The sequence below is a fragment of the Herbaspirillum camelliae genome (genome assembly GCF_001929405.1).
In the GTDB taxonomy this organism is placed as follows: Bacteria; Pseudomonadota; Gammaproteobacteria; order Burkholderiales; family Burkholderiaceae_D; genus Herbaspirillum; species Herbaspirillum seropedicae.
On the sequence record NZ_KV880769.1, the window covers coordinates 4,470,770 to 4,492,089 of the forward strand.

General features: G+C 65.3%; 15 protein-coding genes. 8 read left to right on the forward strand and 7 right to left on the reverse strand.

What is annotated here, in order from left to right; translation table 11 throughout:
- Window positions 1-20: 20 nt before the first annotated feature.
- Entirely contained in the window at window positions 21-545 is a 525-nt protein-coding gene (locus BGK68_RS20000; protein WP_233149364.1) for a TetR/AcrR family transcriptional regulator, read from the reverse strand.
- A gap of 27 nt (window positions 546-572) precedes the next feature.
- On the opposite strand from BGK68_RS20000, the gene BGK68_RS28545 reads away from it, so the two are divergent.
- Window positions 573-698, forward strand: a complete 126-nt coding sequence (locus BGK68_RS28545) for a hypothetical protein (protein WP_267889721.1) — start codon at window positions 573-575, stop codon at window positions 696-698.
- A 54-nt stretch (window positions 699-752) separates the two neighbouring features.
- Here the strand turns inward: BGK68_RS28545 and lepB are convergent, their stop codons facing one another.
- The gene (gene lepB / locus BGK68_RS20005; RefSeq protein ID WP_075258524.1) at window positions 753-1,448 is read right to left on the reverse strand and encodes a signal peptidase I; all 696 of its coding nucleotides are present in this window, start codon (window positions 1,446-1,448) and stop codon (window positions 753-755) included.
- A 322-nt stretch (window positions 1,449-1,770) separates the two neighbouring features.
- Here lepB and BGK68_RS20010 point away from each other — a divergent pair, with 322 nt between their 5' ends.
- From BGK68_RS20010 to BGK68_RS20030, 5 genes are all read left to right on the forward strand, one after another.
- Window positions 1,771-3,201 (forward strand): efflux transporter outer membrane subunit, encoded by a 1,431-nt coding sequence (locus BGK68_RS20010; RefSeq protein ID WP_075258525.1) that lies wholly within the window; start codon window positions 1,771-1,773, stop codon window positions 3,199-3,201.
- A gap of 63 nt (window positions 3,202-3,264) precedes the next feature.
- Window positions 3,265-4,479 carry an efflux RND transporter periplasmic adaptor subunit gene (locus BGK68_RS20015; protein WP_075258526.1) on the forward strand — a complete coding sequence of 405 codons (1,215 nt, stop codon included), beginning with the start codon at window positions 3,265-3,267 and terminating at the stop codon, window positions 4,477-4,479.
- The gene (locus BGK68_RS20020; RefSeq protein WP_075258527.1) at window positions 4,476-7,631 is read left to right on the forward strand and encodes an efflux RND transporter permease subunit; all 3,156 of its coding nucleotides are present in this window, start codon (window positions 4,476-4,478) and stop codon (window positions 7,629-7,631) included. Before BGK68_RS20015 ends, BGK68_RS20020 begins: the two co-directional genes overlap by 4 nt.
- A gap of 92 nt (window positions 7,632-7,723) precedes the next feature.
- A complete protein-coding gene (locus BGK68_RS20025; protein WP_075258528.1) occupies window positions 7,724-8,416 on the forward strand; it encodes a heavy metal response regulator transcription factor in 693 nt (230 codons plus the stop codon).
- Complete coding sequence (locus tag BGK68_RS20030; RefSeq protein ID WP_075258529.1) at window positions 8,409-9,836, forward strand: heavy metal sensor histidine kinase; 1,428 nt, start codon at window positions 8,409-8,411, stop codon at window positions 9,834-9,836. Before BGK68_RS20025 ends, BGK68_RS20030 begins: the two co-directional genes overlap by 8 nt.
- An 18-nt stretch (window positions 9,837-9,854) precedes the next feature.
- On the opposite strand, the gene BGK68_RS20035 is transcribed toward BGK68_RS20030, so the two are convergent.
- Window positions 9,855-10,814: a 2-hydroxyacid dehydrogenase gene (locus tag BGK68_RS20035; RefSeq protein ID WP_075258530.1), complete on the reverse strand. Its 960-nt coding sequence runs from the start codon at window positions 10,812-10,814 to the stop codon at window positions 9,855-9,857.
- Window positions 10,811-11,227 carry a VOC family protein gene (locus BGK68_RS20040; protein ID WP_075259914.1) on the reverse strand — a complete coding sequence of 139 codons (417 nt, stop codon included), beginning with the start codon at window positions 11,225-11,227 and terminating at the stop codon, window positions 10,811-10,813. Before BGK68_RS20040 ends, BGK68_RS20035 begins: the two co-directional genes overlap by 4 nt.
- Before the next feature lie 240 nt (window positions 11,228-11,467).
- Here BGK68_RS20040 and BGK68_RS20045 point away from each other — a divergent pair, with 240 nt between their 5' ends.
- The gene (locus BGK68_RS20045; protein WP_075258531.1) at window positions 11,468-12,292 is read left to right on the forward strand and encodes a universal stress protein; all 825 of its coding nucleotides are present in this window, start codon (window positions 11,468-11,470) and stop codon (window positions 12,290-12,292) included.
- Between the two features lie 24 nt (window positions 12,293-12,316).
- Here BGK68_RS20045 and BGK68_RS20050 read toward each other — a convergent pair whose 3' ends face one another.
- The 3 genes from BGK68_RS20050 to BGK68_RS20060 form a co-directional block, all read right to left on the reverse strand.
- Window positions 12,317-13,567, reverse strand: a complete 1,251-nt coding sequence (locus BGK68_RS20050) for a PepSY-associated TM helix domain-containing protein (protein ID WP_075258532.1) — start codon at window positions 13,565-13,567, stop codon at window positions 12,317-12,319.
- Between the two features lie 271 nt (window positions 13,568-13,838).
- A complete protein-coding gene (locus BGK68_RS20055; protein ID WP_075258533.1) occupies window positions 13,839-17,639 on the reverse strand; it encodes a hybrid sensor histidine kinase/response regulator in 3,801 nt (1,266 codons plus the stop codon).
- 319 nt (window positions 17,640-17,958) lie between these two features.
- Complete coding sequence (locus tag BGK68_RS20060) at window positions 17,959-18,336, reverse strand: hypothetical protein (RefSeq protein WP_075258534.1); 378 nt, start codon at window positions 18,334-18,336, stop codon at window positions 17,959-17,961.
- 765 nt (window positions 18,337-19,101) lie between these two features.
- On the opposite strand from BGK68_RS20060, the gene BGK68_RS20065 reads away from it, so the two are divergent.
- On the forward strand, window positions 19,102-21,300 hold the full coding sequence (locus tag BGK68_RS20065; protein ID WP_075258535.1) for an ATP-binding protein: 2,199 nt from the start codon (window positions 19,102-19,104) through the stop codon (window positions 21,298-21,300).
- Window positions 21,301-21,320: the final 20 nt, after the last annotated feature.

Genomic DNA, 21,320 nt, shown 5'->3' on the forward strand with positions numbered 1-21,320 from the left:
ATTGTTGGATCGAAATTTTACTAAGTGTCCATCAAGCTTGGCAGGGTGATGCTCCCCAGCACCAGGTTCAGTTGGGCCTGGACCTGACGCTCGTCGATATCGCCCTGCCCCGTCAGGAGCCGCTGCAGCAAGGGGGCATACAGCAGATCGAAGACCAGGCTCAGGTCGGCATCCTCCCTGAACTCACCGCGTTGGGCGCCGCGGCGCAAGACGCTCACCAGCGCCAGACGGCGCGGTTCCAGATAATTGTCGTTGAAGATGCGTTTGCTCTCCGGCTCGAACTGCGCCAGCGCGATCATCTCGCGCACCACTCGGCCCGACTTGCCGCGCAACAGTTGGGACAGTTGCAGCATGTGCAGTTCGATATCGGTGCGGGAGCAACCGCTGTCGCCGATGGGGGGCATCGGTTCCACGGCCCGCAGCAGGGCTTCCATGGCCAGTGCGCTCTTGTTGGGCCACCAGCGATAGATGGTGGCCTTGCCAACGCCCGCGCGTGCAGCCACGCCCTCCAGGGAGAGCTTGTCGAAGCCGATCTCCTCGAGCATCACATAAGTGGCATCGAGGATGGCGTCATGGCTGACGGCATTCCTGCGGCGACCGGTGGCCGGATCAGAGATGAAGGTGAGAGAAATGATGTGCTCCAGACGGCAATTGCCTGTTATCTGAAGCTGGTTACGGCATGCTTTACGACAACTTGAGCATATGTGACAAAAAAATTGTGAATCTTTATGCAAAACAACCAGGCGGTTCTCTCACTGGCGCGGCGGCGTACCGTCCAGTAGCTGGCCAAAGCGCTCCAGACGAGGCCGATAGCCGCGCTCGGCGTCGAGGGAAAAGGCGATGCGGCGAGTGCGCCCCATCAGTTCATCACGGGCAAAAAAGCCGAAGTAGCGCGAATCCATGCTGTTGTCGCGGTTGTCACCCAGCATCATGTAATGGCCTGGCGGCACCACCACCGGGCCGTAGCTGCTGTGCAGGCTGGGATGGGCCTCTGACAGGCGCACCGCATGCTCCATGGCGCCGTAGCGTTCGTCGCGATAGGCGGCCTGATCGCTGCCGTCGCCCGCTTCCGGTGCTTCGGCGGCGGGATGATAGTGGGCCGGCTGGCCATTGATGAACAGGACGTTATCGCGCAGCTCCACCACATCGCCCGGCAGGCCGACGATGCGCTTGACCAGCAGCTCGCCGGCCTGGCGCGAATCGATGGTGACGATGTCGCCGCGCTGCGGCTCGCCCAGGCGCAGGAGGCTGATATGGGTCAGCGGCAGGCGCAGGTCGTAGGCCATCTTGTCGACCAGGATGCGGTCGCCGATCTGCACCGTGGGCAGCATGGAGCCGCTGGGCACGACGTTGTAGTCGGCAATGGCGCTACGGAACATCACCATCAGGGCGATGAAGGCCAGCAGGCCCTTGTTGTCCGCCAGCAGCTTCTTGAGGGTCGATTTCATGTGGGTGTGTCGCTCAAAGTCTGATCCACGCCCATGCTAAACCAGGTCGCCCCTCAATTCAAAACGGAGATGCTGGCCTTAACTGACAGAATTGTCATCTGGATGTCAGCCTCGCGTCGAGCGGCAACGATTACATTGATGGCGTACAACAGCAGGGACCGATGCCGTTGCGCCGGGGGGCGTGGCCTGATGGTCCGCCTTTCATCCGCAAGCCATCATCGTGAGCCTTATGGTCGTCCCGTTCCGCCGCGTCGCAGCCAGCCCCAGTTCCCGTCATTTCACGCACTCCACACAATATCTCCCCTTCCGCGCCACGAGGGGAATGACGGCACTGGTGCTGGCTGCGCTGCTGGGCGGTTGCGCCGTCGGCCCCGATTACGCGCGCCCGGCGCTGGACCTGCCGCAGGCCTACAAGGAAGCCGGCCCCTGGAAGCCGGCTGCGCCACGCCAGATCGATGACCACCAGCCCTGGTGGGAAGCCTATAACGACCCGATCCTCAATGCGCTGATGGCCCAGGCCAATGCCGCCAACCAGACCATCCAGCAGGCCGCCGCCCAGTACCGCCAGGCCCAGGCCAGCGCCGAAGTGGCCCGCGCCAGCCTCTGGCCTACCATTGGCGCACAGGCCGGGGCTACCCGTGCGCAGACCAATACCAATGGCGTGCAAAGGCTGGGCAACACCTACAGCGCCGGCCTGAACGCCTCCTGGGAAGCCGACCTCTGGGGCCGCATTCGGCGCGGCGCCGAAGCGGGTGATGCCAATGCCCAGGCCAGCGCGGCCAGCCTGGCAGCGGCGCGCCTGTCCATCCAGGCCACGCTGGCGCAGGACTACCTGCAATTGCGCGTAACCGACCTGCAAAAAGACCTCTACCGCCGCACCGTGGCCGCCTATACCCGTTCGCTGCAACTGACTACGCACCAGTACCAGGCCGGCACCGCCCTGCGCTCGGACGTGGCCCAAGCCGAAACCCAGTTGCGCGCCGCCCAGGCGCAGCTGATCGACCTCGACGACACCCGTAACCAGCTCGAACACGCTATCGCCATGCTGATCGGCAAAGCGCCCGCGCAGTTCAGCCTGCCCGCCCTGCAGCCGGCCACTGCCAGCGACAGCGCCATCGACGCCAATGCCGCGCGCCTGCAAGGCAGCCTGCCGCAGATTCCGGTGGGCCTGCCCTCGGAACTGCTGGAGCGCCGTCCCGACATTGCCAATGCCGAACGTCTGGCTGCCGCCGCCAACGCCAATATCGGCGTGGCCCGCGCCGCCTATTTCCCCACGCTGACGCTGTCGGCCAGCGGCGGCTACAACAGCCTGGCCTTTGCCAACCTGTTCAACACCCCCAGCCGGGTCTGGTCGCTGGGATCGGCGCTGGCCGAGACCCTCTTCGACGGCGGCGCCCGCAGCGCCCGCAATGATGCCGCCGTGGCGGCCTACGATGCGGCCGTGGCGCAATACAAGCAGACCGTGCTGGGCGGCCTGCAAGAGGTAGAAGACAAGCTCTCCACCCTGCGCGTGCTGGACCAGGAAAGCGCCGTCCAGGCCCAGGCCGTGCAGTCGGCGCAACTGGCCGAACGGCTGGCCATGCGCCAGTACGAAGCCGGCACCGTCACCTATCTGTCGGTGGTGACGACCCAGGCCACGTCGCTGAGCAACCAGCGCAATGCCGTGACCCTGCTGGGCCGCCAGCTGGTGGCCAGCGTCGCGCTGATCAAGGCCACCGGAGGCGGCTGGCAGGCTGGACGGGATGCGCCCTGAACCCAGCCGCCGGCGTTGTCGAATCCGCATTTCCTCGCAAACATTTCAGGACGAGTTTCAGGCATGAGCACCTCACCCACCACTGCCCAGCGTTCCAAACTGGCCATCGCACTGGCCGCAGCGCTGCTGATGGCCGGCATCGGCGGCTGGACCTACCTGCAGCGCGCCAGCGCCGCCGACCAACCCCAGGCCAAGGCGCCGCCGCCCGTCTCCGTCACCCTGGCCAGCGTACAGGAACGCGACTTGCCGCAGTACCTGGCGGGCGTCGGCACGGTCACGGCCAATGCCAGCGTCGTGGTCAAGACACGCATCGATGGCCAGTTGGAAAAGGTCGGCTTCCAGGAAGGCGAAGACGTCAAGAAAGGCCAGTTGCTGGCCCAGATCGATGCGCGCGCGCTGCAGGCGCAACTGGCCCAGGCCGAGGCGCAGCGCGCCAAGGATAGCGCCACGCTGATGAACGCCCGGCTGGACCTGCAACGCTATACCACCCTGCGCAGCCAGGATGCCGCCACCCAGCAGCAGCTCGATACGCAAAAGGCCCTGGTGGCGCAGCTGGAAGCGGCCGTCAAGACCGACGAGGCCCAGGTGGCCTATGCCAAGGTGCAATTGAGCTATACCACCATCAATGCGCCGATCTCGGGCCGCGTCGGCGCGCGCCTGGTCGATCCGGGCAACATCGTGCATGCCACGGACGCCAACGGACTGGTGGTGATCAACCAGATCGATCCGATCACCCTGGTCTTCACCTTGCCCGAAGAAGCCGTGGCCGGTATCAACCGCGCCCAGCGCGCTCACCAGCAGCCGCTCCAGGTGAGCGCCTATGCGCGCGACTCGCAGGAAGTGCTGGCCACCGGCAAGCTGGTCCTGCTGGACAACCAGATCAACACCACCAACGGCACGGTGCAGTTGAAGGCACGCTTCGACAATCCTGACCACAAGCTCTGGCCAGGCCAGTACGTCAACGCCCGCCTGCAGATGCGCAGCCACGGCGACGCCCTCACCGTGCCGGCGGCCGCCATCCAGCGCAACCAGCAGGGCACCTACGTCTACGCCATCGACCAGGAAGACAAGGCCAGGATGCAGCCGGTCAAGGTCGAACGCATCCAGGACGGCATCGCCGTGCTGGCCGCCGGCAACGCGGTGCAAGCGGGCCAGCGGGTGGTCATCGACGGCCAGTACAAGCTCAAGCCCGGCAGCCGCATCGTCGAGAGCAAGCCGCAGCCGGCCAAGGCCAGCGCAGCCAATGCCGAGGCCAAGGCGAAAGGAAACGCCAAGTGAGCGTCTCTGCCGCCTTCATCAAGCGCCCCATCGGCACCACGCTGCTGGCCATCGCCATCCTGCTGGTGGGCGTGGCGGTGTGGCCGCTGCTGCCGGTGGCGCCGCTGCCGCAGGTGGACTTCCCCACCATCCAGGTCACCGCGCAACTGCCCGGGGGCAGCCCCGAGACCATGGCCTCCAACGTGGCCCAGCCGCTGGAGCGCCAGTTCTCGCTCATCGCCGGACTTTCGCAGATGACCTCGCAGAGCACGCTGGGCACCACCCAGATCACGCTGCAGTTCGACCTGAACCGTAACATCGACGCCGCCGCGCTGGATGTGCAGGCGGCCATCAATGCCTCCACCGGGCAATTGCCGTCCAACCTGCCCAATCCGCCGACCTTCCGCAAGATCAACCCGGCTGATTCGCCCATCATGATCATGTCGGTGCAGTCCGAGGCGCTGCCGCTGACGGTGGTCAACGACTATGCCGACAACATCCTGGCCCAGCAGATCTCGCAGATCTCGGGCGTGGGCCTGGTCAACGTCAATGGCCAGCAAAAGCCGGCCGTGCGCATCCAGGTCGATCCGGCCAAGATGGCCACCCTGGGACTGAGCCTGGAAGATATCCGCGGCGTCATCGCCACCACCACTGTGAACCAGCCCAAGGGCACCGTTGACGGTGCGCGCCAGGCCTTCACGGTCTATACCAACGACCAGTTGCTCAAGGCCGAGCAATGGAATGACATGGTCCTGGCCTGGCGCAATGGCGCGCCGATCCGCGTCAAGGACATCGGCATCGCCGTGGACGGACCGGAGAACAACAAGATCGCCGCCTGGGCCTTCGCCGGCGCGGCCAACACCGCCGACCACACCATCACCAATGGCCGCTCCATCGTGCTGGCCATCACCAAGCAGCCCGGCGCCAACGTGATCGAGACGGTCGGCCGCATCAAGGCCGCCATGCCGCGCCTGCGGGCAGCCATTCCCGCAGCCATCCATGTCAATACGCTCATCGACCGCACCCAGACCATCCGCGCCTCGGTGGAAGACGTGGAGTTCACCCTGGTGCTGACCATTGCGCTGGTGGTGATGGTGATCTTCGTGTTCCTGCGCAACGTGGCCGCCACGCTGATCCCCTCGGTGACCGTGCCGCTGGCCATCATGGGCACGGCCGGGGTGATGTATGTGGTGGGCTATAGCCTGGACAATCTTTCGCTGATGGCGCTGACCATTGCCGTGGGCTTCGTGGTCGATGACGCCATCGTCATGCTGGAAAACATCTATCGCTACGTCGAAGAGGGCATGACGCCGCTGGAGGCAGCCTTGAAGGGTGCGGGCGAGATTGGCTTTACCATCATCTCGATCTCGGTCTCGCTGGTGGCGGTGTTCATCCCGCTGCTGTTGATGGGAGGCATCGTGGGCCGGCTGTTCCGTGAGTTTGCGGTCACGGTGACGCTGACCATTGCCGTGTCGGTCATCATCTCGCTGACCCTCACGCCCATGCTGTGCTCGCGCTTCCTGAAGAACGAGCATGGCCAGCGCCATGGCAAGCTGTATCAATGGTTCGAGCGCTGCTTCGACGCCATGCTGGCCGGCTACAAGCGCGGCCTGGATGTGGTGATGAAGCACCAGTTCATCACCCTGATGAGTTTCATCGCCACTGTGGCGCTGACGGCGGTGCTGTTCATCTTCATCCCCAAGGGCTTCTTCCCGCAGCAGGACAATGGCGTCATCGTCGGCTTTGCCGAATCGGCGCAGGACACGTCCTCGGCCGCCATGCACGAGCGCCTGCTGAAGGTGGCCGACGTGGTGCGCCAGGACCCGGACGTGATCGGCTTTGCCATGAGCGCGGGCTCGACCACCTTCAACACCGGCCAGTTCTTCATCGCCCTGAAACCCAAGGACCAGGGACGCACCACCAACGCCGACGAGATCATCGCCCGGCTGCGTCCCAAGGTGGCGAGGATCGAGGGGGTGAACCTGTTCATGCAGGCCAGCCAGGACATCAACGTCGGTGGCCGCCTCTCGCGCACCCAGTACCAGTACACCATCACCGATACCGACCTGGATGAACTCAACGTCTGGGCGCCGCGCATGCTGGAACGCTTCCGCCAGCTGCCGCAACTCACCGACGTGGCCTCCGACCAGCAGAACCAGGCCGCCGCGGCGGTCATCACCATCGACCGCGCACGCGCCTCCAGCTTCGGCATCTCGCCGTCGCTGATCGACGCCACCATCTATGACGCCATCGGCCAGCGCCAGGTGGCCCAGTACTTCACCCAGATCAACAGCTACCGCGTGATCCTGGAAGTGACACCGGCCCTGCAGAAAGACCCGGCGCTGTTCGACAAGCTCTACCTGACCTCGCCCCTGACCGGCCAGCAGGTGCCGCTATCGACCTTCGTGAAGATCGACACCAGCAAGACCTCCTACCTGTCCATCAGCCACCAGAGCCAGTTCCCGGCGGTGACGATTTCCTTCAACCTGGCCAAGGGGGTCTCGCTGGGCGAAGCCGTCGATGTGATCCAGAAGACCAAGGACGAGATGGGCGTGCCGCAGACCCTGGTGGGCAACTTCCAGGGCACGGCCAAGGCCTTCGGCGACTCGCTCTCGTCCCAACCCTACCTGATCGCAGCGGCGCTGATTGCGGTCTACATCGTGCTGGGCCTGCTCTACGAGAGCTACATCCATCCGCTGACCATCCTCTCCACCCTGCCCTCGGCGGGCGTGGGCGCGTTGCTGATCCTGATGGCGGGCGGCTATGACCTCTCGGTCATCGCCCTCATCGGCATCATCCTGCTCATCGGCATCGTCAAGAAGAACGGCATCATGATGATCGACTTTGCCCTCACCGCCGAGCGCAGCCAGGGCATGAAGCCGGAAGAAGCGATCTATCAGGCCTGCCTGCTGCGCTTCCGCCCCATCATGATGACCACCATGTGCGCCCTGCTGTCGGGCCTGCCGCTGATGCTGGGCCACGGCGCCGGCTCCGAGCTGCGCCGCCCGCTGGGCTATGCCATGGTGGGCGGCCTGATCCTGTCGCAGGCGCTGACCCTGTTTACCACCCCGGTGGTCTATCTCTACCTGGACCGCGCCCACTACTGGTACATGCGCAAGAAAGAAGCACGCCTGGCGCGCAAGGCGGCGCGGCTGGCCAATCCGCAGGGGTGAACATGCCCATGCAACACAACGCAGCGGGAAGGTAGAATCCCGCATGGGCCACCGCCGGGCAAACCAGTCCTGGCAGGGCCGCTGGAGACCGCATGAAGATTCTGATAGTCGAAGACGAGCAAAAGATGTCCGAGTACCTCTGCAAAGGCCTCACCGAGCAGGGCTGCGCCGTGGACCTGGCCGCCAATGGGGTGGATGGCCAGCACCTGGCCATCGAGCATGATTACGACGTGATCGTGCTGGACGTCATGCTGCCCGGCATCGACGGCTTCTCGGTGCTGCGGGCGCTGCGCAAGGTCAAGGAGACGCCGGTGATCATGCTGACCGCGCGCGACAGTGTGGAAGACCGCATCAAGGGTCTGCATGACGGCGCCGATGACTACCTGATCAAGCCCTTCTCTTTCCTCGAACTGCTGGCCCGGCTGCAGGCCCTGACGCGACGCGGCCGCGCCCAGGAACCGGCGCAGCTGCGCATCGGCGACCTGCAGATCGACCTGCTCTCGCGCAAGGCCTTCCGCGGTGGGCTGCGCATCGACCTCACCGCCAAGGAATTTGCCTTGCTGGCCGTGATGGCGCGCCGCCAGGGCGAGATCCTTTCCAAGACCGCCATTGCCGAACTGGTCTGGGACATGAATTTCGACAGCAATACCAATGTGGTCGAGGTCGCCATCAAGCGCCTGCGCGCCAAGATCGATGCGCCCTTCGAGCAGAAGCTGCTGCATACCGTGCGCGGCATGGGCTATGTGCTGGAGCCGCGCGCCACGGCCGACAGCAGCGATGACTGAGGCTGGCGAGGACGCAGTGCGCCTGCGCTGGCTGCCGCTGCGGCAATCGATCACGGCGCGGCTGGTGTGGATGTCGGCGGCCTCGGCGCTGCTGATCTTTGCGCTCACCGGGATGGTGCTCTACACCGTGCTCAAGGGCGAACTGCTGCGCCACGAGCGCGACGGCCTGGTCACCACGCTCAACGACATCAGCTACCAGATCGCCCGCGCCGGCAATACCGAACGCTGGGGCCGGGTGCAAGCCAAGCTGGCCACGCTGTCGCAGGCCGACCAGCATGTCTCGTTCTGGATTTCCAGCAGCGACGCCCGCTTTACCTACGGCGATCTGAGCCGCCTGGCGCCGCAGGCCATCCGCGCTGACGAGGGCAACTCGGTAGGCCGCCTGCACCTGCCCGGCCGCCGTTATCCGCTGCACATCATGACGCGCACCCTGCCCGCCTTCGAGGAGCGGCCCGCCGTGGACGTCACCGTCGGGGTGGATGGCGAACCCTATTTCGAGATGCGCCGCACCTTTCTCCTGGCGACCTCGGTGTTTTCCCTCCTGGGCATCGTGCTGGCAGTGATCTCCAGCTACTGGATCGCCCGCGCCGGCCTGGCGCCCTTGCGCCAGATGTCGGACCGGGCGCAGAGTTTCTCGCCGCGCAGACTCTCCGCACGCATGCCGGTAGAGGCCATGCCGCAGGAACTGTCGGTGCTGGCGCTGGCCTTCAATGGCGCGCTCGATCGCATCGAAGACGCCTACACCCAGCTGGAAGCCTTCAACGCCGACGTCGCCCACGAACTGCGCACGCCGCTGGCCAACCTGATCGGCGAAACCCAGGTGGCGCTGGCGCGCGAGCGCAGCGCCGGGGAATTCAAGGACGTGCTGCAATCAAACCTGGAAGAACTGGACCGCCTCCGTTCCATCGTCAACGACATGCTCTTCCTGGCCCGCTCCGACCAGGGCGAAGCGGCCACGGCGCGGGTGCCGGCGCGGGTGGCCGACGAGGTGCAGAAGACGGTGGATTTCTTCGAGTTCGTGCTCGACGACAGCGGCATGCGCATCGAAGTCGCCGGCGATACCGAAGCCACGGCGATGATGGAGACGGCCCTCTTCAAGCGCGCCCTGACCAACCTGATCCAGAACGCCATCCAGCATTCGCCCGAAGGCGCGCTGCTGCACATCGACATCGCCTGCCAGGAAGAGACCGTGCGGGTGGCCGTGAGCAACCCCGGCAAGACCATCGACGAACATCACCTGCCGCGCCTGTTCGACCGTTTCTACCGGGTCGACAGCGCCCGCCAGGACATCAACGGCAGCCATGGCCACGGGCTGGGCCTGGCCATCGTCAAGGCGGTGGCGCGCATGCATGGGGGACGCGCCTTTGCCTCCAGCAAAGAGGGTGTCAACAGCATCGGCTTCACCATCGCCCGCCAATAACGCGCAGGCAGGCTTAGCTCAGTAGCCGCGCCGCAGATCGACGTTGGCGGCAATCTCCCCGCTGTGGCGGTAACGCCGGATATTGGCAGCCACGATGGCCGAGGCCGTCTGCCGGTCGGTGGGGGCGGAGCAATGCGGCAGCACCGTCACGGCCGGATGGCTCCACGGCCAGGCCTCGGGCGGCAAGGGCTCCACGGCAAACACGTCCAGCACCGCATGCCGGAGCTGGCCGGCGTCCAGCGCCGCCTTCAGCGCGGCATCGTCGATGATGGGCCCGCGGGCAAAATTGATCAGTTGCGCCTGCGGCGGCAGCATGGCCAGATGAGCGGCATCGATCAGGCCACGGGTCTCGGCCGTGAGCGGCAACAGGCAGACCAGGATATCGGTCTGTGCCAGCATCTGCGCCAAGCCCGCCGGCCCATGGAAAGTCTGCACAGACTCCACCGCACGCGGGCTGCGGCTCCAGCCGCTGACGGCAAAGCGCGCCTGGCGCAGCACCGCCGCGGCAGCCTCGCCCAGCGCCCCCAGGCCCAGCAGGCTGACGCGGCGCTGCTCGGGCAGCACATAGGGCTGCGCCTCCCAGTGATGTTCGCGCTGGCGGCACGCATAGAGGGGCATGTCGCGATGCAGGTAGAGCGTCCAGGCCAGCACTGCTTCGGCCATGGTGGCGGCCAGGCGCGGATCGACCAGGCGCGTGAGCTGCAAGTCGCTCTGACCCAGATCGGCGACCAAACGCTCGACCCCGGCCCATACGCTATGCACCCACAGCAATTGCGGCATGCGCTTGAGCTGGGCCGGATCGGGATTGGCGACGATGGCCACGCGGCATTGCGCGAGCTGATCGGCGTCCAGCTGCTCGAAGGGCAGGATGCGTTCTTCCGGCATGGCGGCCTGCAGCGCGCTGATCCACTGCTGCACTTCGCTGGCGCCGGCCTGGCTGACGAAGGCGATGGGGGAAATGGGGGCGAGCGCACTCATCGGGCGTAGACCTGCTGGAGATCGGCAAAGCCCTTGACCTCGATGGGATTGCCCGAGGGATCGCAAAAGAACATGGTGGCCTGCTCACCCGGCTCGCCGGCGAAGCGGATCTGCGGCGCCAGCACGAACTGCACCTCTCCGCTGGCGCTGAGGCGGTCGGCCAGGGCCTGCCATTGCGGCATCGGCAGGATCACGCCCAGGTGCGGCATGGGTACCATGTGATGACCGACCTTGCCGGTGTTGCTCACCGCAAAGGGTTCGCCCAGATGCAGCGAGAGCTGATGGCCGAAGAAATCGATATCGACCCAGGTATCGGTGCTGCGCCCCTCCTGGCAACCCAGCAGGTCGCAATAGAAACGGCGGGCGGCGTCGAGGTCGCGCACGTGATAGGCGAGATGGAAGATGGAAGACATGGTGTTCTCGTTGCCTCGTTGCAGCGAGGCCGGGGGATCAAAGCCCACAAGCATAACCCAGCCAGCCTGATCGCATCATTGCTGCGCTGGAACAAGCGGCGCGGCGGGCAAGCCGGCTGTGCTTGACATGTGTCAATTGCGCCCGGTTTTGCGCTGGACGAGGGCGGCACGCAGGCCTAGTCTGAAGCCATGGCATCCCGTCGCGGACGCCTTTCCATCCCAACACCCCGAGGAGCTACCATGAGCTACAAGTCGATCCTGGTCCATGTCGACCAGTCACGTCACGCTGCCCAGCGCATCCGCATCGCCGCCGAACTGGCGCGCGCCCAGCAGGCGCACCTGATCGGCAGCGCCGTCAGTGGCATCTCCAGCTTCATCACCATGGAAGGCGCGGCCTATATCGCCGCGCAGATGGATGGCTTCCGCGACCGCGCCCTGGCCGCGCTGGAAAACTTCGACAAGATCGCCAACAGCGTGGGCGTGCCCTCCTGCGAAAAGCGCTTCGTCGATGACGATGCCGAAGGCGGCCTGGCCCTGCAGGCGCGCTATGCCGACCTGGTGGTGGTCAGCCAGGCCGATCTGGACGATGCCGACGACAGCTTCCTCACCGACCTGCCCGAATACGTGATGCTCAATTCGCCCCGCCCGGTGCTGATCATCCCCAGCGCCGGTGAATTCAAGCAGGTCGGCAAGAACGCCCTGGTCGCCTGGGACGGCAGCATGGAATCGACCCGCGCCATCACCGCCGCCCTGCCGCTGCTGCGCCAGGCGGACAACGTGACGGTGGTGATCTTCAATTCCGACAAGCGCCTGGGCACCCATGGCGAACAGCCCGGCGCCGATATCGCCCTGTACCTGGCGCGCCATGGCGTGACAGTGGAAGTGGCGCAGGAACAGACCCCGCTGGACATCGGCAACGCCCTGCTTTCGCTGGCCGCCGACAAGGGCTCGGACCTGCTGGTCATGGGCGGCTACGGCCACACCCGCTTCCGTGAAGTGCTGCTGGGCGGCGTGACCCTGACCATCCTCAAGACCATGACCCTGCCCGTGCTCATGGCCCACTGACCCCTGAAGCAGGGCCGCCGCGCCCTACTGCAGTTCCGCTACCGGCCCCTCGCGGGCCGGTGTCTTTTGGGCGGCCGTGCGCTCGCGCTGCTGCAGCCGCGCCTTGCGCTTGCGCACCCAGATGATCACGCCCGTCACCGACAGCATGGCCACCAGCGCTCCCATGAAGGAGATCAGGATGCGTCCCGGCAAGCCCAGGATGCGTCCCGAATGCAGCGGGAACTGCGCCTGCAGGAAGATATCCCCGGCGCTGCCCCGCCCCGGGATCTTGCCGCCCTCGTAAGCGCCGCTGTTGGCGTCGAAGTAAAGCCAGGCATTGCCCAGGCCGACATCGCCATGATCGTTGCCGGGCTGGAAGTAACCCACGCCATAGACGCCGAACATGCCCGAATAGAACACCCCGCCCACCGGCTCGGTCAGTCCCATCTTGCGTGCCTGCGCCTGACCCAGCGCCACCGCCTGCTCGCGGCTGATGCGCGGTTCGGCCACCTTCTCGGGGGCGGTCGGGGTACGGGTGTCGAAGGGGCTGGGCGTGAGCGTGGAGAGGGTCTGCAGCAGCGGCCGCATTACCTGGCGTTCCAGGTTCATCGACACCGACGTGACCGCCAGGATCAGCAGCAAGCCCCAGACCCACACGCCGCCGGAGCGATGCAGGTCGAAGTTGAGCTTGTGACCGCCATCGCGCCAGCGGAACGCCAAGGACTTGCGCCAGCTGCGCCAGTTGGGAAAGGACAGGTAGAGCGCGATCAGGCAATCCAGCGCCCACACGATGCCGATGATGCCCATGAAGAGGATGCCGGTCTCCATCCCGCCCAGGTCCGGCAGGTGCATGGTGTAGTGCAGCTTGTAGAGGAAGGGCAAGAGATTCTCCCGCGACAGCGAGATCGCCCCCCACATGCGGCGGCCCTGGATCTCGGCGGTGACCGGGTCCACGGCGATCTGGTTGTAGTCCAGCGTATAGAGCTTGCCGGTGGCCGGGTCCATGCGCGGCTCGACCATCATGCCGATGGTGTGGCCGGGCTCGGCCTGGGTCAGCACATAGGTCACGCGCAGCTTTGGCTCGGCCTGTTCCACCCGGCGCGCCAGTTCCAGCCCGGGCATGGGCGCACCGGCGCCTGGCTGGGTGGCGCTGCGGGCGTCGAAGAGCTGGGGATTGAGCCAGGCGTCGAGCTCGTGATCCCAGGAAATGACTGCGCCGGTCAGGCCGGCAATGAAGAGAAACACCGCAGCGGCCAGGCCGAACCAGCGATGGAGAAGAACGAGCGTAGCGCGCATGAGATGGACCTGGCCGATGTGCCGAGTTGCTGAAGGGCTGATTGGAGGGTGGATACCGGGGCGCGTGAGGCCGCCAACTGACCTGTTGGCCTGCTGTCAACCATCACGTTTATACCAAATAATAGGAACAATAATAATTCCCATTCATTTTATGGAATATGTCGCAAAAAAGAAACCTCGCGCTTCAGCTTCCCCTCCCACGTTACCGCCCGCCGCATGAAAAAAGCCGCCAGTCCGGGAAGACTGGCGGCCCTGTTCCAAGCAAAAAACTTCAGTCTGCTGCGATCTTGTCGAGAATTTCCTGCAACTGGTCGATATCGTAAGGCTTGGGCAATGCATGCGCGGCGAACCCCACATTGCGCGTCACCATCGTTCCGTAGCCGGAAGCGAAGATCACCGCCAGGCTGGGGAAACGGACTAGCGCCGCCTTGGCCAGTTCCACCCCGGACATGCCGGGCAGGTTCACATCCGTAAAGAGCACGTCGAAGCCCTGCTCCTCCAGCGCCAGTAGCGCCTCTTCGCCACTGATGACGCCGCGCGCCTGGTGGCCCAGGGTTTCCAGCAGTTCGCAGACCAGTTGCTGTGAATCGATGTTGTCTTCCACCACCAGCAGACGCAGTCCGCTGGCGTCCTCCTGGGGTTCAGGATGCGGCTCGGCTGGCAGCGGCAGCGCTGCGCTCGCGCCGCCCGCGCCATGGGCTTCACGCGCGAACGGATCGGCCTGCGCGAGAGGCTCCCGTTCGACGCGCGGCAGCACATGGATGGTGGCCGAGGCGGCGGCCTGGTCACGTTCGCGGGTCACTTGCGCCAGCTCCACCCGATGCGCCCGGTTGGACAGCATCTGACGGATGCGCTGGGCCAGCTGGTTGATCCGATAAGGCTTGGAGAGCAGCTCCACGCCGGCGTCCAGCCGTCCTTCGTGGACGATGGTGTCGCGCGGGTAGCCGGAGGTGAAGAGGATCTCGATATTGGGCACCAGCCGGCGCGCCTGCTGCGCCAGTTCGGTAACGGGCACGCTGCCAGGCATGACCACGTCGGTAAACACCAGGTCGATGGGCATACCGCTCTGCAGGATCTCCAGCGCCCGCTCGCCATTGTCGGCCTTGAGCACGCGATAGCCGAGCGAAGACAGGGTATCAATCACGGTCAGTTGCAGATTGGGATCATCCTCCACCACCAGGATGGTCTCGTCGCCGCCATGCACGGTGAGGTCGCGCGCGTCGTCGATGCGCACCTCTTCTTCCAGGCAGCGCGGGAAATAGATCCGGATCGTGGTGCCCTTGCCCTGCTCGCTGTGGATGCTGATATGCCCCTTGCTCTGCTTGACGAAGCCATAGGCCATGGACAGGCCCAGGCCGGTCCCCTCGCCTTCCAGCTTGGTAGTGAAGAAGGGTTCGAAGGCGCGATCGCGCACCTCCGGCGACATGCCCGCACCGTTGTCGGAAATCTGCAGTTCCACGTATTCGCCCGGGGCCAGGTCAGCCTGCGAGAGAAAGCCCGGGTCTTCCAGGCGCACATTGTCGATCTGCACCGTCAGCCGTCCACCGCTGGGCATGGCGTCGCGGGCGTTGATGGCGGTGTTGATGATGAGGTTCTCGACCTGGTTGGGGTCGAGCATGGTATTCCACAGGTCATGCGCCACGCGGGTAGAGATATCGATGTTCTCGCCCACGGCGCGGCGCAGCAGGTCATCCATGTTCTGCACCACGCGTTCGAGGTTGATGCTACGCGGCTGCAAGGGCTGTCGGCGCGCAAAGGCCAGCAACTGCGAGGACAGCTTGGCGCCACGATCGACCGCGCCGATGGCGATGCGCACGCGCTGGCGGCTGCGCTCGTCCAGGCGGGGATCGGACTGCAGCAATTGCAGGTTGCCACCGATGATCTGCAGCACATTGTTGAAATCATGCGCCACGCCACCGGTAAGCTGGCCCACCGCTTCCATCTTCTGCATCTGGCGCAGCGCCGCTTCGGCGCGGCTGCGCTCAAGGATTTCCTCGACCACGCGCTGCTCCAGCGTGTCATTGAGTTCGCGCAGCGCCTCCTCGGCACGACGGCGTTCCGTGATATCGGTCGAGACAGCGATCATGGCCTGCGGCCGGCCCTCGCTGTCGACGATGCGGCTGATGTCGCTGGAGACCCAGAAGGTCGAGCCATCCGGACGCAGGTAGCGCTTTTCCAGCGTGAAGGAGCGGCCATCCTCGATGCAGCGGTTGAACAGCGACATGTTCATCGGCACATCGTCCGGATGAGTCACGTCGGCCAGGGTCATGCCCAGCATCTGCTCCTCGCTGCGTCCGAGCATGCGGCACAGCGCCTGGTTCACGCGCAGATAGCGGCCCTGCAGGTCCATCTCGGAAAAGCACACCGAGGCCTGGTTGAAGATCGCGCGCAGCCGGTTTTCACTCCACGACAAGGCCTGCAGGCCGCGCCGCCGCTCGGTCAGGTCCACGAAGGTACAGAGCGCCCCCTGCAACTGGCCGTCCTGCCAGACCGGGTGGGTCTGGTACTGCACCGGGAAGCTGGTGCCATCCACGCGCAGGAAATTCTCGCTGTCCACGTGGGCGCTCACGCCTTCGCGGGCGGCGCGCAAGACCGCGCAGCCGGTGCGGGACTGCGCCTCCTCGGGGGGCTGCAGGATCACGTCGTGGATGGGTCGTCCCAGCACATCCTTCTCGGCGGCATAACCCAGCAGATGCAGGAAGGCCGCATTGCACAGCGTAATGATGCCCGCGCTGTCGATGGAGAAGAAACCCTGGTCGGTGGAATCGAGCAACTGTCGCACGAAGGCGTTGTTGGCGCGCACGCTGGCTTCGGAAGCGGCCAGTGCCTGTTCCATGAGCTTGCGCGCAGTGACGTCGAAGCTCACGCCCACATAGCGGGAGCCGGTGCGCGGATCGTCCTGCACCACCTCGCCCTTGCGGGCCAGCCAGCGCTGCTGGCCATCGGGACGGGTGATATGGTATTCGGTGTATTCGAGCGGATTGCGCGGTCCGCCTTCCTTGATGCGCGCGGTACCCAGGTTGGGATGGAATTGCTCGTCTATCATCCCCACCAATTGCGCCGCGGTGACCTCACCTTCGGCGGGCAACCCCCACAGGCGGCGGAAGCGATCCGACACCGCCAGCCGGCCGGAGTCAGGGAACCACTCGAAGATGCCGATCTCGCCGGCGCGGTCGACGATGCGCAGCCGCTCTTCGGCAAGCATGCGCTCGGTGACGTCATTGCCTTCGATGAAGATGCCATCGACCTTGCCCTCGGCGTTCTTGATGGGCTGGAAGACGAAGTCGAGCACCGCGCCGTCAAAGTGGCTGTCCACCCCGCGTCGCAGGAACAGGCGGGCACCGCGCTCGGTATAGGCCTGGCCGGTCTGGTAGACCCGGTCCAGCAGCGCGAACAGGTTCTCGTCCAGCAGTTCGGGCAAGGCCGCGCGCGCAGGCTGGCCAATCACCGGACGGTCGCCGAGGAGTTTGAAATAGGCGCTGTTGACACGTTCGAAGACATGCTCGGGGCCGCGCACCACTGCCTTGAAGCTGGGCGATTGCTCCATCAGGTCGCTCAGCAGATCGGTATGGAGCAGGGCTGTCTGCACGCCGCTGGCGCGCAGGAAAGTACAGAGCACACCGCTGGCCTGGGCCTGCGCCGCTTCATCGAGGTCCCACAGCGGTACGCAGGAGAGGTCCCAGCGCGCCGTGGCGGCCTGCGGCGGCGCCAGCAAGGCCAGGCACTCGGCCTGCTGCGGCGCTCCGGCAACGCTGGCCAGCACAGCCGACTGCAGACGCCCGGCGGACTCGGCGTCGGTCCCCGGCCAGCCAGCGATGGTGGTGAGCGGCGCGCCAAAGGCGGCCGGATGGGCGCTACCCAGACAGGCGGCGAAGGCGTCGTTGTAGAGCATCGACCGTGCGCCTCCCCAGACCAGCAGGCTGGGCGTGGGCGAGAGCAGGATCTGGTTGAGCGTGGCGCGCAGCATGGGCGACCACTGCGCCGGCGCACCCAGCGCACTGTCGGTCCAGTCGGATGCGGTGAGGATCTGCGCGGCCGGACCTGCACCACGCAACCAAGAAAAATCTGCCATGTCGTGAAACTTACCTTTTAGCCTAGCCTTGAGCATGGCGCGCAATCACCCGGGCAGGCTGCGCAATTGCCAGCGGCCCGGTTCTGCCTGCACCTGTCCCATCGTTGTTGTGCGCGATTGGCCGGTGACCGGCGCTGCCGCCCGGTACCGACGCATCCCCTGGGTTGCGCCTGCAATTGGCCTGTGCTGCCTGTGCTGCCTGGCGGGTGCGGACCCACCGGACAGCGCGCAATGGCGCCCGATTATACGGTAAGCATCTGGCGCACAAGCATGCCTCGTGCCTTGTTCTCATCGTGCGGGCCTGCGCCGGCCCGCATGCTCAGAGCGTACGTTTCTTCTGCGCACGTTCCTCGCGCAGCAGACGGTTCAGCTCAGCCAGTTCCTGCACTGCTTCCTGGGTCAGGATCACCGGTTCGTTGGGACGGTAGGCACGTCCGCCCAGACGGCCGTTCATACCGATATAGGCGCGCGCGCAACGGCGCCGGTACGCCAACACGTCTTCCTCGCCATGCAAGGGTTGACCGGCCGTGTCCTGCGGCAATACCGCCTGCGCTTCATCAACGGCTTGCGCATGAGCATGCGGATGAGCCTGCTCGGCCGCCGCCTGGCTGGCGATGTGGTCGCGATAGGCTGCCCAGTCGCCCTGCGGGATGGCAATGTGCAGGCCCGAAGAATGGGTGGAATCAGATTTGTCCATGAGGCTACCCTGCTCAAAAAACCGGCGCGCAATGCGTGCGCCGGGCTGCTGGCAACGTCAGCTTGACGGTTTGTCGTCCGTTCGCGGTGCTGACCGGCCGGGGCCGGCAATTCCACTGCTGCGCCAGCGGCGTAGTCTGGCCGGCACTGCGATCGATTCTTTCCCTGTGCATCATCGACGGCATACTGATTGGCTCCCTGTCCATTCGATCTGCTGCGCCATTCGACCAATTCATTGTAGCCACGTCCGGGCAAACTGGAAGAGCCTGCCGGAGCAAGCCGACCCCTGAACGGATACACGATCAGATGAATGGACAGCGTGTTCTCTCATCGCACGGCGCCACCGCGCCGCCTCCTCCTGGTACCTGCCAGGCGGATGGTTTCTGCGAGTATCAGGATCTTAGGGCCGCACCATGGATGAGTCCTATCGGACGCCATCGGATTGATTTGTAGGACAACAGGGAAGTTTCCTGCCCTAAGCAGCCTTGAGCAGCGCCGGCGAGACGGTGCGGACCGCCGCGAAGACCCGGGACTCTCATTGAATTGTTAACTATCAAGCACAAAACGAAGACGCCGCCTATAATGGGACTTTACTAAACAAGGACAGGCACAATCAACCACCTGGCCGGCGCCCCGGCTGATCGCGTTGACCCATCGGACTTGTCCTTCCGCCCCTTCACTGGTCACCCTCCAACGCTCGCCGGCGCTTCTTGCGCGGCGACAATTCGACGCCCCGTAATGGCAGGCATCGGGAAGAAAGTAATGCATGAGCAACCCGTACCATGAAGGCCGCCACCGCACTGTCGACCTGAGCAACTGCGATAGCGAACCGATCCACATTCCCGGTTCCATCCAGAATCATGGCGCCCTGCTGTGCTTTGCGCCGGATGGCACGCTGGCCAGCGGCAGCGCCAATGCCAGCGCGCTGCTGGGTCCGCTGCCCGAAGTGGGCCGGGCGCTTGACGAGGCCCATCTGGACGCCAGCGCCCGCGCCGTCATCCAGGCCGCGCTGGAAGACCGCTACGGCTATGTCGACGCACGCATGCTGGTGTTGCCCGCAGGCGTGTTCGACCTGGTCACGCACAAGTCCGAGGGCGTGCTCATCGCCGAATTCGAACGCCGCCCGACCGACGCCGCCGCGCTGGACAGCTTCGCCCTGGCCGCCCACCAGGCCATCCAGCGCATCCAGCGCCAGCAGACGGTGGCCGACCTGCTCAGCCTGGCCGTGGACGAGATCGCCCGCATCACTGGCTTTGACCGCGTGATGGCCTATCGTTTTCTGCATGACGACAGCGGCGAAGTGGTGGCCGAACATCGCCGCGAGGACCTCGAATCCTTCCTCGGCCAGCGCTACCCGGCCAGCGATATCCCGGCCCAGGCGCGGCGTCTGTACGTGATCAACCCGATCCGCCTGATCGCCGACGTGGGCGCGCCCACCGTGCCGCTGCAGCCCGACCTGAACCCGCTGACCGGGCGGGCGCTGGACCTGAGCCATGGCATCCTGCGCAGCGTCTCGCCAGTGCATATCGAATACCTGAGCAACATGGGCGTGGGCGCCTCGATGAGCCTGTCCATCGTCATCGGCGAACGGCTCTGGGGCCTGATCGCCTGCCACCACATGAGCCCGCACCTGGTCCCGCACGCGGTGCGCATGTCCTGCCAGTTGCTGGCGCAATTCGTCAGTGCGCTGGTGGAGCGCAATCTCAACGCCGAGCGGGCGCGTGCGCTCGAGGAGAGCACCGCGCTGCGGCGCGAGATCGCGGCCCAGGTGACCGACCGCGAAGACCTGGTGCTGGCCCTCTCGAGCGCCCCCGAGAGCTTCCTGCACCTGATGAATGCGCATGGCGGCGCGGTCACGCTGGACCGCAAGACCCAGGTCTTCGGCAAGGCGCCTTCGCGCGAGGGCGTCAACGCGCTGATCAACTGGCTCAATGAACACCACAGCGCAGACCTCTTTTCCACCAGCTCGCTGGGCGCCGACGTCCCCGATCTGAAGGCGGCGCTGGGCGATATCTGCGGCGTGCTGGCGGTGCGCTTCTACCGTGAACAGAACGGCTATGCCTTCTGGTTCCGCAATGAACAGGTGGAAGACGTGCGCTGGGGCGGCAATCCGGAAAAGAAATACAGTATCGGCCCGCTCGGTCCGCGCCTCACGCCGCGCGGCTCCTTCGCCGTCTGGAAGGAAACCGTGCGCGGCAAGAGCCTGCCCTGGGAAAAGACCCAGACCGAGGTGGCCAGCCAGTTGCGGCTGGACCTGCAGGAAGTGGCGCTGACCAATGAGAACCTGGTCAAGCGCGCCCGCGAAACCCTGCTGGCCACGCTGGGCCATGACCTGCGCGATCCGCTGCAGGCGATCATGATGGCCGCGCGCATGATCGAGGTGCGCGAGCATTCGCCCTCGAGCTCCAACCTGAGCAAGCGCATCTCGTCCTCTTCCAGCCGCATGCATCGCCTGATCTCGCAGGTGCTGGACATCAGCCGCCTGCAAAGCGGCATGGGACTCGACATCCAGCGCCGTCCCGTAGACGTGCGCAAGATGGTCAGCGAAATCGTCAATGAAGCCCGCATGGCCTATCCGGACAACGAGATCATCCTCGAAGCCGAAGACTGCGGCGAGATCGCGCTCGACGGTGACCGCATCAGCCAGGTCGTCTCCAACCTGATCTCCAACACGCGCCACCACGGCGAAATCGGCAAGCCCTCCACGCTCATCGTGTTCCGCCGCGAGGACGTGCTCACCATCGCCGTCTCCAACCACGGTCCGGCCATTCCCGAGGCGGTGCGCAGCAATCTCTTCAAGCCCTACAAGAAGGAATCGCTGGGCAACCAGCGCAATACGCGGGGCCTGGGGCTGGGGCTGTACATCGTCAGCGAGATCGTCCACGGCCATGGCGGCAAGATCGCGGTCAGCTGCGACAACAACATCATCACCTTTACCGTCACCCTGCCCATCCTGGCTGACTGAGCCAGGCCAAGTCAGGCCCG